The sequence below is a fragment of the Streptomyces sp. MUM 2J genome (genome assembly GCF_022414535.1).
GTDB lineage: Bacteria > Actinomycetota > Actinomycetes > Streptomycetales > Streptomycetaceae > Streptomyces.
This window is the reverse complement of the sequence record NZ_JADWYM010000006.1, coordinates 163,424-177,754: the sequence shown is the minus strand read 5'-3', so window position 1 is coordinate 177,754 and position 14,331 is coordinate 163,424. Positions and strand designations below refer to the sequence as shown.

Here is a 14,331-nt window from a genome sequence, read left to right as displayed (position 1 = left end):
GAAGGGACGGCGCACGGCAGGTCAAGGGTGCCGTTTCACGCGCCGTGCACGAACCGGAAGCGCGTCGCCGGCATCATGCGGCGGATACAACGCCACGGGCGTACGGTCAAAGACATGCGCATTGTCATCGCTGGTGGTCATGGTCAGATCGCGCTGCGGCTGGAGCGTCTGCTCGCCGCGCGCGGGGACGAGGTCGCAGGCCTGATCCGCAAGGCCGAACAGGGCGCCGACCTGCGGGCGGCCGGCGCCGAACCGGTGCTGCTGGACCTGGAGTCGGCGTCCGTGGAAGAGGTCGCGGCGTATCTGCAGGGTGCGGACGCGGCCGTCTTCGCCGCGGGTGCGGGCCCGGGCAGCGGGATCGCGCGCAAGGACACGGTCGACAAGGGCGCGGCCGTGCTGTTCGCGGACGCGGCGGTCCGGGCGGGTGTACGGCGCCTCGTGATCGTGTCGTCGATGGGCGCGAACGCCCGGCACCAGGGCAACGAGGTCTTCGACGTGTACCTGCGGGCCAAGGGCGAGGCCGACGACCATGTGCGCGGCCTGGACCTTGACTGGACGATCCTGCGCCCCGGTTCGCTCACGAACGACGCCGGCACCGGGCTGGTCCGCCTGGAAGCTCGCACCGGCCGCGGCCCGATCCCCCGCGACGACGTGGCCGCCGTCCTCGCCGAGCTGGTCGACAGCACGGCGACAGCCGGACTGACCCTTGAACTGGTCGGCGGCTCGACTCCGGTCTCGGTGGCGGTGAAGTCGGTGGCGGGGAACTGACCCTGACGGTTCGACGGCCCCGAGGGCGGCACCGTCTCCGTGACGCGCCTCGCTGCGGGGCAGTACACGGCCCAGCCCGGACCCGTCGGACGGTCGCCCCGCAGGCCCGCCGGCCCGCCGGCCCACCTGGCCGTGTGGCCGTGTGGCCGTCCACCGGTTCACCGGTTCACCCGTTTGCCCGTTTGCCCGTTTGCCCATCGGAACGGTCAGCCGGCCGAGGGACCGTCAAACGACGCACCCGTCCAAGCCCGGCTGCGCCGCGCCCGGTTGGGCGGCGGACCTCCCGGACCGGCGCAGACGACGGCGCCCCGCTCCCGCGGGACCGGGCGGGACGTCCGGGGCGGAGACCGCGGGCTCGCGAAGACGACGGCCCGCGAGGACAGCGGCCCGCCCAGGGCATGCGGGTGGTGTCCGCGGCGGCTGGACGCGCGGTCGGCGTGCCCCGGTGCGCCACTCGTGTATCCCTGCGCGCGCGGCGCCCGGCCCGCCGCGCGCATACGCCGTGACCTCCATAGCATCCCAACGTGGCCCACACTTTCGACGAACTCGTGGAAAAACAGCGTGCGGCGAACGAGGCGCACGCGCGCGTGCTGGAGCTGCGCGACACCTTCGGCGCCCCGACGACGTCGGCCTGGACCGGCGAGCAGCACGGCACGTACGAGACCGCCTGGCGCGCCTGGCGCGACCTCGCGCGGGAGGCACAGGGATCGGTCACCGAGTACGCCAAGGGTGAGGGCAAACCCCGCAACGAGGTCGAGGCGGAAGTGAAGAGGACGGCCCAGGAGCCCCCCACCGGCGAAGCATGACGCCGGTCCGGCCCGGACACGGCACCGATCCGACACGACACGGCACCCCGCAGCGGCCACGATCAGCGCCCTGCGTCCTACCGGCGGCCCACGCCCTCCAGGCCGATCCCCCGAGCGGGCTCGGACCCGCCACACCCGCGCCAGGCCCTGACACACCGAGGCGGGGAACAGCCGGCGGACCCGCCCGCCGTGCGGAGGGCATCACCCACAGCGCGGTTCCTCGGCTCACAGCGGCCTCTCCCCGACCTGCACCTGGGCGGCAGGCGACTCCACCGTGTCGTCGAGCCGGTCGACGAAGAGCATCGCCACGTCGTCCGCCAGGTCGTTCTCGGTGTGGCGGAGCAATTCCTGGTGCAGTTGTTCCAGGAATTCCGAAGGCGTGGCGTCGGGGCGTATCCCCTCCATGGCCGCGGGTAGATCGAAGAATTCGCCGGTGCGGTCCCGGGCCTCTATCACGCCGTCGGTATACAGCAGCAGACGGTCGCCGGGGAGAAAGGAATAGCTCTCGGCTTTGGGCGGAGAGCCGGTGACGAGGTCTTCCAGTCCGACCGGCGGCAGGGGCGAGGCCGGCATCAGCGCCCTCGCCCTGCCCTCATGCAGCAGCAGCGGCGGCGGATGCCCTCGGTTGACGAGCTGCACCACGGGCTCGTCCGGAATCTGCGCGATGAGCACCGTGGTGAACCCTTCCAGCAGAACTTCCTGCTCGAAGGCGCCCGGCACGGCGACCTCCCGGCGCAGGGCAGCCGCACAGCGGTTCATGACCTCCACCGGCTCGACCTCGTAGTGCACGGCCTCCCGAAACGCGCCCACGGCCACGGCCACGGCTCTCACCGCGGACAGCCCCTTGCCCCGCACATCCCCCACGATCATCCGGACGCCGTACCGCGTCTGCACGGCCTCGTACAGATCACCGCCCACCTGTGCGCCCGTCCCGGCCGCGAGGCAGAGGCTTGCTGCCCGCACCGGACCCATCCGCTCGGGTATGGGCCGCAGCACCACCTCCTGGGCCGCCACGGCGATCCGGCGAACCTGATCGAGCTCTCTCTGCCGGCGCGACTGCATGGCGCGGCTGGTGATGAACCCGGCCACGGACACCAGGGCCAGGGCCAGGAAGTTGGTGTAGACCTGCAGGGTGCCCCAGGCGTCGTTGTGGGTGGCCGTGGTCACGCTGATCGCGAGCGCCAGACCCGCTGCCGCAGCGGTTCCCCCGGGGCCCAGCGTCACCGCCGCCAGCGCCGGGATCGCGGTGAGAAACGGGCCGGTGTAGATGAAGTGGGCAGGCGTGAGCTCGATGACCAGCACGGCCAGCCCGATCAGGAAGGGCACACACTGCATCAGCGCCAAGAGGACCCGGCCGTGACCCCCCGCTCCCGGCCGAGAGGTCGACCACAAGCGCGCCTGCATTCATTCAGCATGCCTTGCGGAAGCTCAGACCTCCACTCACCCCTCGCGCCGCCCCCCGTCCGGCGCTCAAGCCGGTCGAGCGGCACCGCGGCGCATTCGAGCACCTCCGCGGTCGACGCCGCCGCCACGTTTCGACGGGGGCGGCAGGGGACATGCGGGGGCGCCGACCGTTGCTGAGACCGATCTCCACGAGGGGACCGGGCGAAGCAACCCGGCACGACCGCTCCGCCGGCGTCCTCCTTCTCCCAAGGCGACGGGGAAGAAGCCTTCCCCGAACCGCCCCGCCACTGTCCCGCCCCAGCGCCCCATGAACCAGCGAAACAGCGGAACCACTCCGGGATCGATTTCTGCACCTCATTCACAAAAAACGATTCTCTGGCCATTCCGGAAAACACACCCGAACATCGACCTCTCGCCCGACCCCAGAAACGGCGGACCGTCATGGGCGCAAGCCCGTACAACCCGGGAGGGCACCAGAGCCACCCGGATCGACGTTCGAGATCGGGAGAGGAGGAGCCTCGGATGATCCGGCGCCAACCCCGGCGGCCGGGTCTTCGCACACCGGCCGCCTGCCCACCAGAACCGGGAGCGAACCGGGACACCCCGCCCGGCACGACCCCACGGACTCCGGGAACCCCGGGAACCCCGGGAACGACGAAAGGGCCCGCGTCCAGCGTTATCGCTGGTCACGGACCCTTTCGGTCGTGTGGCGGCGCCAGGATTCGAACCTGGGAAGGCTGAGCCGGCAGATTTACAGTCCGCGCGACGATCACGCCGTGGCCTGTGCATATCCACCTTTGGAGGACCCACTGCCCCACACGTGCCCCATGGGCTACCCGACGGCCGGAGGAAGCGTGACCCATCCCCGCTACGCTGGTACGCACCACGTCAGAACGGAGAGTGCTCCGCGGATGGGACCGAAGACGACCAAGGTCTACGAGACGCTTCGCGCGCGACTCGCGGCAGGTGAGTACGCCCCCGGCGACAAATTCCCCTCGGAACGCACGCTTGTGGAAGAACTCGGCATCGGCCGGACAGCCCTACGGCAGGTGCTCGCCCGCCTCGTCTCAGAGGGACTGCTGGAGGTCCGGGGACGGAGTTCGTACCGGGTACCGGGCGCGGTGAGCGTTGAGCGGCCCGAAGGGCTGGAGCCCTGGCGAATCCATGGCGAGCGCGACGTCTACGACAACCGATGGGTCAAACTCCAGCTCTGGGACGTGGAGCCGCCGGGAGTGAAGCGGTTCGAACACCACGTCGTGAAGCTTCACCATGTAGCGATCACAGCCGTCATTGATGATCAGGACCGCGTCCTGATGATGTGGCGGTACCGCTTCGTCCCGAAGCAATTCGGCTGGGAGCTGCCGGGCGGCATCGTCGACCAGGGGGAAGACCCTGCGGACACGGCGATGCGGGAGACCATCGAGGAGACGGGGTGGCGTCCCAGATCGCTGGAACACGTCGTGAGCTATCAGCCCATGGTCGGCATGGTCGACTCACCGCACGAGATCTTCGTGGGACACGGCGCTGAGAAGGTCGGTGCGCCGAGCGACCCGGAGGAGTCCGGTCACATCGAGTGGGTACCTCTGGCGGACATCCCCGGGCTCATGGCCCGGGGTGAGCTACTGGGCTCCGGAACCCTGGTCGCACTGCTCCACATCCTGGCGGCTCGACGCACTCAGGGACTCACAACCGCGCACTGAGCAGGTCGACGCGACGGCGCTGCCGGACCGAACCGGTCCGGCTCGCCAACAGTCGGGCCTGCCGCAGGTGCGTGCTGGCGTCGTCGTACTCGGCTCGCGTGAGGTGCGCCTGGGCCAGGTCGGCGTGCAGCCCACTCCGGGCGCGCACGAAGGTCGGGTCCATCACTTCGAGCGCGCTGTAGAGGCTGGTGACCGCCGACTCTTCCCCGAGCAGGGCGAGCACATTGCCCTGCCACCGGGCCAGATGCGCGCCGTTCAGGAAGATGCTCAGCATGTCCGGGTCACGGTCCTCGGGGCCCGACGGGACGACGGCCATGGCCGAGTCCAGTGCACGCCGGCAGTCTTCGGGCATCCCAGCATGAGCGCACATCTCGGCCTCTGCGGCGTACAGCCATGCCCGGAGTCGGGCGGAACCGGCTTGCCCAACAGTGCGCTGAGCATCCCGCACGAGGTCGACGGCGAGCGCCGGCCGTCCCGCTTCGCAGAGGACGTACGCCTGTTCGCCCATGGCGTGGGCCAGGTACATGGGCTCTTCAGCATCGCGCGCCGCACGCTTGGCAAGCTCGTAGTGCCGCCACGCCCGCTCGACGGCCCCCGAGTCGATTGCCTGCCATGCCGCAAGAGTTGAGGCGCCCGCGAGCGCAAGGGCCACGGGGCGACGGGCAGCAGGCAGCACCGCGAAGTTGAGCGCGTCTTCGAGGGCGGACAGATGGCCGGACATCTGATCGACCAGGGCTGCGGCGCCTCTCTGGCGGTCCATGGTCCGCAGTAGCTCAGTCTGGTCGTTGAACATCTTCACCATGGACTCGCTGACGCTGCTGGCCGAATCGATCCGGCTCAGTAGGTCGTCGTAGCCGTCGGCGGTCGGCGCCACCGGGGCCGGACCGGAATCCCGCAGCTCCTCATCCGTTACGCCGAGAAGCTGCCGCAGGACGCGCGCGTACCGGTCAGAGATGGTGCGCTTGCCGTTCTCCCACTCGGACACGTACACCCGCAGACTCGCGGTTGACGCAACGTCCGTGAGGTTCCGTCGGGCGAACTGCTCGATCTCGCGAACCAACCGCTCCTGCGACCACCCGCGCGCCGTCCGCGCACTCCGAAGTCCCGCACTCACGGGCCCACCTCCCGGCGTTGGTTCCCCTCGCACCACCTTGCCAGGATGACGAACATTGCCGCAGGTCAACAGGGGTTAACAGGCCGGAAGTTAAGCCCTGTTGGCTACCGGCGGCCCTGCCTCCAGAGGTCTTCTGGAGATGCACCGCGGCGGCTCGACCGCCACCGAATCAGCGAACCACCTTGACACTGGTGCGCACCAGATGCACTCTACTGGTGCGCACCAGATTGCAGGCTGGTTCTGGAATCCCGGTGTGCAGGTAGCGCCTGGAGGGCCCCGTGAAACGGGTTCGAAGGAAGCGCCGGCTGATTGAGAACTGCATATGCGGGCCCCGTCTCCCCGAGTCGAAAAGACGGACCGCGCGGCATGAAGCCGCGCCTCAAGTCCCTGCGAACGCGGGAGGTCGGTGTGTACCGACGACATATCCAGGCGCCGCCGGTACGGACCGGCCGGCGGTGCCACGCAGTAGCCCGGTCCGTTCTCGTTCGCAGCACCGCTGCTGCGGCCGACTGCCTCTCTCGCCCGTCCGTCCCGCGCTCTGCGTGCGGGCGTACGGGCGGGAGCGTGGGGAGTCGGTGGCCCCGTTGACCGCTCTGGTCGCGGGACCGGCTCTTGTCCTCTCCATCGACACGAGGAGACACAGGTATGCGCAGGCTGACCAACCCCAAGCACCCGAACGTCGACCAGGTCGGTACCGACGTGCAGTACGAGGGCGAGACGCACCGGATCACGGACGTGGGCGGGAGCTTCTTCCAGATCGTCCGTCTGCGGGACGGCTACGGGCAGAACGTCCTGATCGACGACATCAACCGCAGCCAGTAGCACCACCCCGTGCGCCGCGCGGGGTGCCATCACAACGGCGCGCGCCCCCGGAGCTGGCACTCCGGGGGCGCTGTTCGGGCCGTTCCCCTCTGGAAGGAATCGCGACCCAATGAATCACATCGTGACTGTTCAGGACGCTGTTACCGCGTTCGCGGACTTCATGGAGCCGACGGATGCGGAGTTGGAGGCGATCGAGCGGGAGATGCCGGTGATCCTCGCGGACGTCGAGCTGCTGGACGCGCACATCACCGCCCTCGACCGCGTCCCGTCCGAGGTGGACGCCCGGCGTATCCGCCGGGCCCGGCGCCGGGCGCTCGCCGCCCGGGTCGCGCTGGTCAACCGCGCGGCCGGCGCGAGCGTGCCCGGGGGTGCGGCATGAACCTGCACCGCAAGGGCCGCGCCGCCCTGGTGCTCGCGCTGGTCGCGGTGGTCGGTATGGCGTTCCGGGTGTCGTGGAACGCGCTGCGGGACATCGCCGGCGCTGTCGGCGCGGACGGCACGGCCGCGATGCTGTACCCGTTCGTGGTCGACGGCCTGATGGCACTCGCCCTGATCGCCACCCTCGTCCTCACCGGCCACGCCCGCACGTTCGCGCTGCGGGTCCTGGGCGCCTACACGCTCGCCTCCCTCGTCCTCAACTACGTGCACGGCCTGGTCCCGGAGCTGCACGGCCGTATCGTCGACTGGGGTCGGCTGGCCGACTGGGACCCGGCGAACTGGGCCCTGGTCCTGCTCGCCACCTCACTCCCGGTCGGCTCGATCTACTTCGGTTCCGACCTGGTCGCCAAGGTCCTGCACCACCGCCCCAGCCCGATCCCCACCGCAACTACGAATGCGGAGGAATCATCTGGAAGTAGTCGAGAACGGTCTACCTCTGACCTGCCCGTATCGACCCCGGCCACGGTCGTGCTGACGCGGCTCTCGGTGCCCGACCCGGCGCCGGTCGATCTCGGCAAGTCAGGTGTCGGTGTGAAGTCGATGCCCGTCGTCGTCCCGATGGTGAAGCCGGTCCCGATTGCCCCGGCGTCCGCCCGTTCGGTCCCGGCCTCGTCGGCCGTGCCGCGTCGGGCGACGGGTCGTGTCCCGGTCGCCGCGAAGTCGACCCGCACCCGCCGCACTCCCGAACAGCTCATGGCGGAAGCGCGGAAGGCGACGACTGGCCTGACGGACGCTGAGGTGACCGGGGAGGGCATCCGCCGGGCCCTGCGCACCTCGCCCGCCAAGGCCCGCATGCTGCGTGACGCCCTGCTCGCCGAACGCGCCACCGGGGCGGTGACGCCGTGAGCACCCTCGCCGCGCTCTTACCGGCCGTGCCGCCCGTCATCGGGTGGGCGGTACACGCCCGGTGGCTGCACTCCCGGCTGACCACCGCTCGCCGTGACCCGCTCACCGGGTTGTGGACGCGGGATGCGTTCACCCGGCGGGCCCGCCGCCTGCTACGCGACCCGCACGCCGTGGTCGTGCTGGCGGACGTCGACCACTTCAAGCAGATCAACGACCGCTTCGGCCATGCTGCCGGTGACGTGCTGCTCGCCACGGTCGCCGCCCGCCTCGCCCACGGCACCACCCCCGGCGGGGTGGCGGGGCGACTCGGAGGGGATGAATTCGCCGCCGTCGTCGTCGACCGCGACGGCACGATGCCCGACCGGTTGCACACCCTCGCCCGCGTCCTCGCCCGGCCGGTCGACACCGCCCCCGACGTGCACACCACGGTGTCGCTGGGGTGGGTACGGGCCGCCGACCACCCGGGCGAGGACCTGTCCGCGCTGCTGCGCCGCGCCGATGAGGCCATGTACGCGGCCAAGCGGTCCGGCCGGTCCGGTCCTCGCCGGGCCCGTCTCGGGCGTCTGCTGGGGTCGGTGGCCGGTCGCCGTCCCGGACGGCGCGGCGCGGCGGAGGTGGCGTCATGACCATCCCTGTCGTCTCGCCGGTCAAGGCATTCAGTTTCGGCGGCGGGGTGCAGTCGACGGCCGCCCTGGTTCTCGCGGCCACGGGTGAGCTGGACTTCCGCACGTTCCTCATGGCGAACGTGGGCGACGACTCCGAGCACCCCGGCACCCTCGCCTACCTGCGCAAGTACGCCATCCCCTACGCCGAAGCCAACGGCCTTGAGCTGGTCGTCCTGGACCGGGTGATGAAGCGCTCGGGTGAGGTCCGCACGCTGTATCAGGACCTGACCCGGGAGGGTTCGCGGTCGCTGAAGATCCCGGTGCGCATGTCGAACGGGGCCCCCGGCACCCGTTCGTGCACGGCTCAGTTCAAAATCAAGGTCATCGGCGACGAACTCAAACGCCGGGGCGCCACGAAGGAAGCGCCGGCCACGGTCGGGATCGGGATCAGCCTCGATGAGATCTCCCGGGCCAACAACCGGCGCTGTGAGCCGCATGAGCGGATCGAGTATCCGCTGTTGGAACGCGGTATCCGGCGTATCGACTGTGCCCGGATCATCCGCGAGGCCGGTTTGCCGGTGCCGCCGAAGTCGTCGTGCTGGTTCTGCCCGTTCCACCGCCCCGAGACCTGGCACGACATGCGCCGCGACGAACCCGAGCTGTTCGAGCGCGCGTGCCAGCTCGAAGAACTCCTCAACCGCCGCCGTGACGAACTCGGCAAAAACCACGTGTGGCTGACCCGGTTCAACCGGCCCTTGCGCAAGGCGATCCCGGACGGCGTGGACACGCTGCCGTTCGACGAGTGGGACTCCGGATGTGACTCCGGATGGTGCATGACCTGACCTCCCCTGCCGGGCCCGGCCGCCCACCTTCCACAGCAACCGGCCGGGCCCCCAACTCCCAAAGGAGTAGGTACATCGTGACCGAGACCACCACCTTCACGCCCGCCGGGGACCCGGAGGGCACCGAACAGCCGACGGCCGCCATCGTGCCGTTCCCGCTGAAGAAGAAGACCGACCCCGACCCCACCGGCCCGGCCGCCCCGAGCGAGGGTGTGGTGAAGCCGGGGGAGTGGGAGGCCGAACTCCCCGACACCGACGACCCGGAGGCCGACGGCCTGACCGACGGGGCGCCGGTCGACCCGCCGCGCGAGGTCTACCCGCCCTCGGCCGCGGAGTGGATGGAGGCCAAGGACAAGGCCCGTATGCCGGTGCTGCCGGACTGGGTGAAGCTTCCTGACCAGCGCACGGCCGTCCGCAAGTGGGCGATCCGGCACTACTCCGCCGTGGTCGGCTATCACGCGATCCGGTTGCCGCTGGTCTACACGCCGAAGATCTGCATGTACTCGCCGCGCGGCGCGTGGCGGTGGTCGACCGCAATCGGTCGGTGGGTCTTCGATGCGGAGGGCAAGACGCTGAGGCTCGCCTCCGTGGCGAACGAGGACGCGGCGGAGTACCTGAAGCTGTCCCGGCAACGCAACGACCGCGTCAGGCTGCGCGGGATCGTGGCCACGATCGGAGGGTCCATCGGCCTCGCCGCCGCGCTCACCCTCTACGTCATGGCGCCGTCGTGGCTGCTCATGCTGACGGTGGCCGCGCTGACCACCACCCTCGGTGCGGTGGGCGCGCCGGCCGACCGGCCGCTGATCGACCTGGCCAAGGTGACGTTCCGCAAGCGCAAGCTGTCTTCCGACATCGTCATCCGCGCGCACGAGGTGGCCGGGCTGACCACGAAGGATCAGACGATCGCGTTCCCGCGCCCGATCGGCCGGGACGGCGACGGCTGGCGCGTGGTCGTGGATCTGCCATACGGCAAGTCCTTCAAGGACGCGCTCAGTGCTCACACCAAGGTGGCGTCGGGCATGGACATCGCCGCAACTCAGCTCTTCCTCGACAAGGACGAGACGAGCGAGCGCAGGGTGTCGTACTGGATCGCCGACCGTGACCCGCTCGCCGTGCCATCGGGCAAGTCCCCGCTGCTGGGGGCAACGCGGGTGGACTTCTGGAAGCCGTTCCCGTGGGGTGTCGACGAGCGCGGCAACCCGGTCATGGCAACGATGCTGTGGCTGTCGCTGCTGGTCGGCGCCGTGCCGCGGCAGGGCAAGACGTTCTCTGCCCGCACGATCGCCCTCGCCGCCGCGCTGGACCCGTACGTCAGGCTGTACGTGTTCGACGGCAAGGCGTCGCCGGACTGGCGCACGTTCGCCAAAGTCGCCCACCGCATCGGATTCGGCATCGTGCCCAAGAACGGGTTCGACCCGGTTCAGCACCTGCTGACCTCGCTGCGGGAACTCAAGGCGGACGTCGAAGACCGCTACCACCGGCTCTCCGAACTGCCGCTGCACGTCTGCCCGGAGGGCAAGCTCACCCCGGAGATCAGCCGGGACAAGAAGCTGAACATGCCCCTGACGCTGTTCGTGGTGGACGAGGTGCAGGAGTACCTGACCCACCCCGAGCACGGCAAGGAGATCCTGTCCCTGATGGTCTACCTCGCCCGGGTCGCCCCGGCCGTCGGTGTCTCGGTGATGACCGCGACGCAGAAGCCGGACGACAAGGCTTGCCCCTCGGAGCTGCGTGACCAGCATCAGGCCCGGTTCGCGCTGCGGGTCGGTGCCTACCAGGTGTCGGACACCATCCTCGGTGCGGGCTCGTACTCGGAGGGGCTGGACGCGTCGAAGCTGCTGAAGTCCCACAAGGGCGTGGGTCTGCTCAAGGGCATGTCCGACGACTCCGGGATCGTACGCACGTACCTCGCCGACGGCCGCGACGCCGACCGCATCCTGACCCGCGCCGCCGCCCTGCGCGAGGCCGAAGGGACCCTGTCCGGCGACGCGGCCGGCGAGGCCCCCGCCCCGGAGACGTCCGCGACGATCCTGGACGACGTCGCGGCCGTGCTCGGCAAGGGCGAGGCCAAGGTGTGGTCCGAGACCATCGTGGACCGGCTTGCCGACCTGCGGCCGGACGTCTACGGCCCGTGGGCAGAGCTGGAGGCCAAGCCCAAGGCCGAAGCGCTCACCGCCGCGCTCAAGCCGTACGGGGTGGCCACCGAGCAGATCAGCCGCCGCATCGACGGCAAGGTGGTCAACAAGCGCGGCATCAAGCGCGAGGACATCGCCACCGCGATTACGGAGCGCAACAACAAGCGGGACGCCGGATAGGCCCCCCGGGGTCGCTTGCGTAAGCACGGAGCGTCGCTTGCGCAAGCGACCCCGCTAGCGACCCAAACCGCCCCTGATCAGGCTGCTAGCAACTAGCGGCCGACCTGCGGAAACCCCTCCAACCCCCTCAGAGAGGCCCCTGATGAGCCTTGCTCTGCTCGCTTCCGCCTGCCTACTGCTCGTCACCCTCGGTTACGTCGTCAAGTGCTGGCTGAGCCCGTTCGGGGACTGCCGCAAGTGCGACGGCATGGGCCACGCCTTCAAGACCGACCGCAAAGGCAACACCAAGCGCGGCCGTGACTGCCGCCGCTGCCACGCCACCGGCAAGCGCATACGCGTCGGCCGCTGGATCTACAACCGCGCCGCGCGCACCTACCGCGCCGGCACCCGCTGAGACCCGACCGGAGGCTTCGTGGACATCACCATCTCGCTCGTGCTGCTGCTCGCCGTCGGCGTCGCGCTGCTGCTGCGCTTCAAGGCCGTCGGCGGCGGTGCGGCGGTCGTCGTCGCGCTCTTCGGCTTCTACCTCGCCGGCACCGACGCGAGCGACACCGTCAACCAGCTCGTCACCGCCGTCACCAGCGCCCTCGCCGACGCCGGCCGATAGAAGGGAGACCAGCACCGTGAACGAACCCACCGCGTACAGCCGTCCCGCCGGGCACGAGACGGCCGGTGTGGAAGTCCACACGCCCACCCCGCTCACACCGGCCCACACCGCGCCGATCGTGCCCGTGCAGCCGGGCACCATCCCCGCCATGGCGAGCGTCGTCCTCCCCAACGGCCGCGTCGTCACCGGCTACGCCATCGAACCGGCCAAGGCCGAACCGGTCGCGCACAAGCCGGCCGTCTCCCGAACGGCGGTGAACATCGCGCTCGGGGGCGTCGGCTTCCTCGCCGTGTGCGGCGGGCTGCTCATGCTCACCACGTTCATCACCGCCCTGACCGCCCTGGTGACCCAGCTCGTCATCCTCGCCGCCGTCATCTTCGGCGGCTGGATCGCCGTGCAGGTGTTCAGCGCGAGCGGCCACAGCGGCGGGACCACGGTCAACATCCGCAAGGCCGTCATCAAGCGCAACCACTTCCACGGCTGACAGGGAGCCCCCCAGTGTTCGAGATCCGCGTCATCTGCGACCCCGCCGACACCGACCGCGTCACCACCACGCTGACGGCCGCGTTCACGACCGGCGACGTGCGCCGGTACCCGACCCGCGACGGCAAACGCACCCGCCTCTACCTCACCGCCGACCACCGCCCCACCCCCGAGGACTGGCCCACCCCCGAACAGGCATACGCGGGCGCCCCCAGCATCAACAGCGAGATCGGATGGACCGCCCGCACCCTCGCCGACGCCGAGTGCTACACCCAACTCGACCGGGAGTTCTACCTGCGCAAGGCCGCCCTCCTCGACCGCATCGCCCTCCTCGACGAGCCGGGCACCGTGCACGGCGACGCCACCGCGGCCGCCGAAGCGGCGGCCGTGTTCCTGCTGGACATGGACCAACCGGGCGCGATCTGCGACCCGCGCGCCTACGTCCGCCAGCAGTACGCCCACACGCTCACCGACCACCAGTAGCTACGCCAAGGGCGGCCCCCCTCTCGCCAAAGAACCGGGGCCGCCCTTGTCCACCTGCCACTGACTGACCTGCGGAGGTCTTCCAGCATGACCCAACCCACCCACATTCGGCGAGCGCCCGGCCAGCATCCGCGCCTGCTGGACACCGCACTCTCGCTGGCCGCCATCGGTGTGCCCGTGCTGCCGCTGCGCGCGGGGAAGGTGCCGTTCGGCAACTGTCCCGCCTGCAAGCACAGCGCGTGCGGCGACCGCCCCCACATGAAGAACCCCGGCCCGTGCCAGTGCCCGGCGCCGTGCCATGGGTGGGCCGCCGCCACCACCAACCCGGCCGTCATCACCTCCCCGCCGTGGGCGTCCGCGTGGCACCGGGCCGCCGCCATCGCCTACCACCCCGGCGCCGCCGGACTGACCGTGGTCGACCTCGACGACACGGCGGCCGTCGCCTGGGCCCGCGAGACCCTGCCCGCCACCCGGGTTGTCGAGACGACGCGCGGGGAGCACTGGATCTACCGGGGCACCATGCGGTCAGCGAACGCCGCACGCCCCGGAGTCGACGTCAAGTCGCGCATGCAGTATGCCCGCTGGCTGGGCCACGGCACCGGCCCGATGACCGCGCTGCCGTCGGCCGTGCGCGCGCTGGTCGAGAGGGAAGACACCACGCCCGCCCGCGCAGGGGTGGTGTCTTCTCCCAGCACCCCATGGGACCGGCATACCGCCACCGGGTGCCGACACACCGAGCGCTTCGTGCGTACCGGTCTGGAACGTGGGCTCACCCTCGTACGGTCCCGGACCGAATCCGGCGCCGGATCACAGGCGTTCGGCGCGGCACGCTTCCTCGCCGTCCAGCACACCGCATGCCCCGGCCCCTGTGCCCTGGAGTCACTCGGGGAAGAGATCGTGGCCGCCGCCGTCTCCGTGGGCGTCCCGGAGACCTACGCCCGCCGCGCGGTCACCAACGGCCTCCAGACGCCCTCTGGGCGGGTGGCATGAACAAACCAACACGGAATCCCGCAAACGGCCCTCAGGGCGCCGTACATGGCCCGCCACAGCCACCCGTGGGCGAACCGAAGGTCGCCGCCCGCAAGGGCGTCCTTTCTG

The 14,331-nt window shown here is 70.4% G+C and carries 16 protein-coding genes and 1 tRNA gene; 14 read left to right on the top strand and 3 right to left on the bottom strand.

The genetic code is table 11. The features are described from left to right. Nucleotides 1-114 precede the first annotated feature (114 nt). Nucleotides 115-768 carry an SDR family oxidoreductase gene (locus I3F54_RS08610; RefSeq protein ID WP_240118039.1) on the top strand — a complete coding sequence of 218 codons (654 nt, stop codon included), beginning with the start codon at nt 115-117 and terminating at the stop codon, nt 766-768. A 524-nt stretch (nt 769-1,292) separates the two neighbouring features. Further along, entirely contained in the window at nt 1,293-1,574 is a 282-nt protein-coding gene (locus I3F54_RS08605) for a hypothetical protein (RefSeq protein ID WP_240118038.1), read from the top strand. 225 nt (nt 1,575-1,799) lie between these two features. On the opposite strand, the gene I3F54_RS08600 is transcribed toward I3F54_RS08605, so the two are convergent. Together I3F54_RS08600 and I3F54_RS08595 are read right to left on the bottom strand one after the other, a co-directional pair. Beyond that, on the bottom strand, nt 1,800-2,909 hold the full coding sequence (locus I3F54_RS08600) for a PP2C family protein-serine/threonine phosphatase (RefSeq protein ID WP_240118145.1): 1,110 nt from the start codon (nt 2,907-2,909) through the stop codon (nt 1,800-1,802). A 776-nt stretch (nt 2,910-3,685) separates the two neighbouring features. Next, a tRNA-OTHER gene (locus I3F54_RS08595) sits at nt 3,686-3,792 on the bottom strand. A 97-nt stretch (nt 3,793-3,889) separates the two neighbouring features. On the opposite strand from I3F54_RS08595, the gene I3F54_RS08590 reads away from it, so the two are divergent. After that, nucleotides 3,890-4,678, top strand: a complete 789-nt coding sequence (locus I3F54_RS08590; protein ID WP_205382401.1) for an NUDIX domain-containing protein — start codon at nt 3,890-3,892, stop codon at nt 4,676-4,678. On the opposite strand, the gene I3F54_RS08585 is transcribed toward I3F54_RS08590, so the two are convergent. Then, nucleotides 4,662-5,669 (bottom strand): XRE family transcriptional regulator, encoded by a 1,008-nt coding sequence (locus I3F54_RS08585; protein WP_240118144.1) that lies wholly within the window; start codon nt 5,667-5,669, stop codon nt 4,662-4,664. The genes I3F54_RS08590 and I3F54_RS08585 overlap by 17 nt on opposite strands. Nucleotides 5,670-6,437: 768 nt before the next feature. Here I3F54_RS08585 and I3F54_RS08580 point away from each other — a divergent pair. From I3F54_RS08580 to I3F54_RS08530, 11 genes are all read left to right on the top strand, one after another. Further along, nucleotides 6,438-6,614 carry a hypothetical protein gene (locus I3F54_RS08580; protein ID WP_240118037.1) on the top strand — a complete coding sequence of 59 codons (177 nt, stop codon included), beginning with the start codon at nt 6,438-6,440 and terminating at the stop codon, nt 6,612-6,614. A gap of 109 nt (nt 6,615-6,723) precedes the next feature. Continuing rightward, complete coding sequence (locus I3F54_RS08575) at nt 6,724-6,993, top strand: DUF6284 family protein (protein WP_240118036.1); 270 nt, start codon at nt 6,724-6,726, stop codon at nt 6,991-6,993. Then, nucleotides 6,990-7,898 (top strand): DUF2637 domain-containing protein, encoded by a 909-nt coding sequence (locus I3F54_RS08570; RefSeq protein WP_240118035.1) that lies wholly within the window; start codon nt 6,990-6,992, stop codon nt 7,896-7,898. The genes I3F54_RS08575 and I3F54_RS08570 overlap by 4 nt, the downstream gene beginning before the upstream one ends. Beyond that, entirely contained in the window at nt 7,895-8,524 is a 630-nt protein-coding gene (locus I3F54_RS08565; RefSeq protein WP_240118034.1) for a GGDEF domain-containing protein, read from the top strand. The genes I3F54_RS08570 and I3F54_RS08565 overlap by 4 nt, the downstream gene beginning before the upstream one ends. Next, nucleotides 8,521-9,345: a phosphoadenosine phosphosulfate reductase gene (locus I3F54_RS08560; protein WP_240118033.1), complete on the top strand. Its 825-nt coding sequence runs from the start codon at nt 8,521-8,523 to the stop codon at nt 9,343-9,345. The genes I3F54_RS08565 and I3F54_RS08560 overlap by 4 nt, the downstream gene beginning before the upstream one ends. A gap of 77 nt (nt 9,346-9,422) precedes the next feature. Continuing rightward, entirely contained in the window at nt 9,423-11,660 is a 2,238-nt protein-coding gene (locus I3F54_RS08555) for a cell division protein FtsK (RefSeq protein ID WP_240118032.1), read from the top strand. Between the two features lie 142 nt (nt 11,661-11,802). Next, entirely contained in the window at nt 11,803-12,054 is a 252-nt protein-coding gene (locus I3F54_RS08550; protein WP_240118031.1) for a hypothetical protein, read from the top strand. Nucleotides 12,055-12,072: 18 nt separating this feature from the next. Next, nucleotides 12,073-12,267 carry a hypothetical protein gene (locus I3F54_RS08545; RefSeq protein WP_240118030.1) on the top strand — a complete coding sequence of 65 codons (195 nt, stop codon included), beginning with the start codon at nt 12,073-12,075 and terminating at the stop codon, nt 12,265-12,267. Between the two features lie 16 nt (nt 12,268-12,283). Then, nucleotides 12,284-12,751 (top strand): hypothetical protein, encoded by a 468-nt coding sequence (locus I3F54_RS08540; protein ID WP_240118029.1) that lies wholly within the window; start codon nt 12,284-12,286, stop codon nt 12,749-12,751. A gap of 14 nt (nt 12,752-12,765) precedes the next feature. After that, nucleotides 12,766-13,233: a hypothetical protein gene (locus tag I3F54_RS08535; RefSeq protein ID WP_240118028.1), complete on the top strand. Its 468-nt coding sequence runs from the start codon at nt 12,766-12,768 to the stop codon at nt 13,231-13,233. 87 nt (nt 13,234-13,320) lie between these two features. Then, nucleotides 13,321-14,223, top strand: coding sequence for a bifunctional DNA primase/polymerase (locus I3F54_RS08530; protein ID WP_240118027.1), 903 nt, complete (start codon nt 13,321-13,323; stop codon nt 14,221-14,223). The last annotated feature ends 108 nt before the right edge of the window (nt 14,224-14,331 follow it).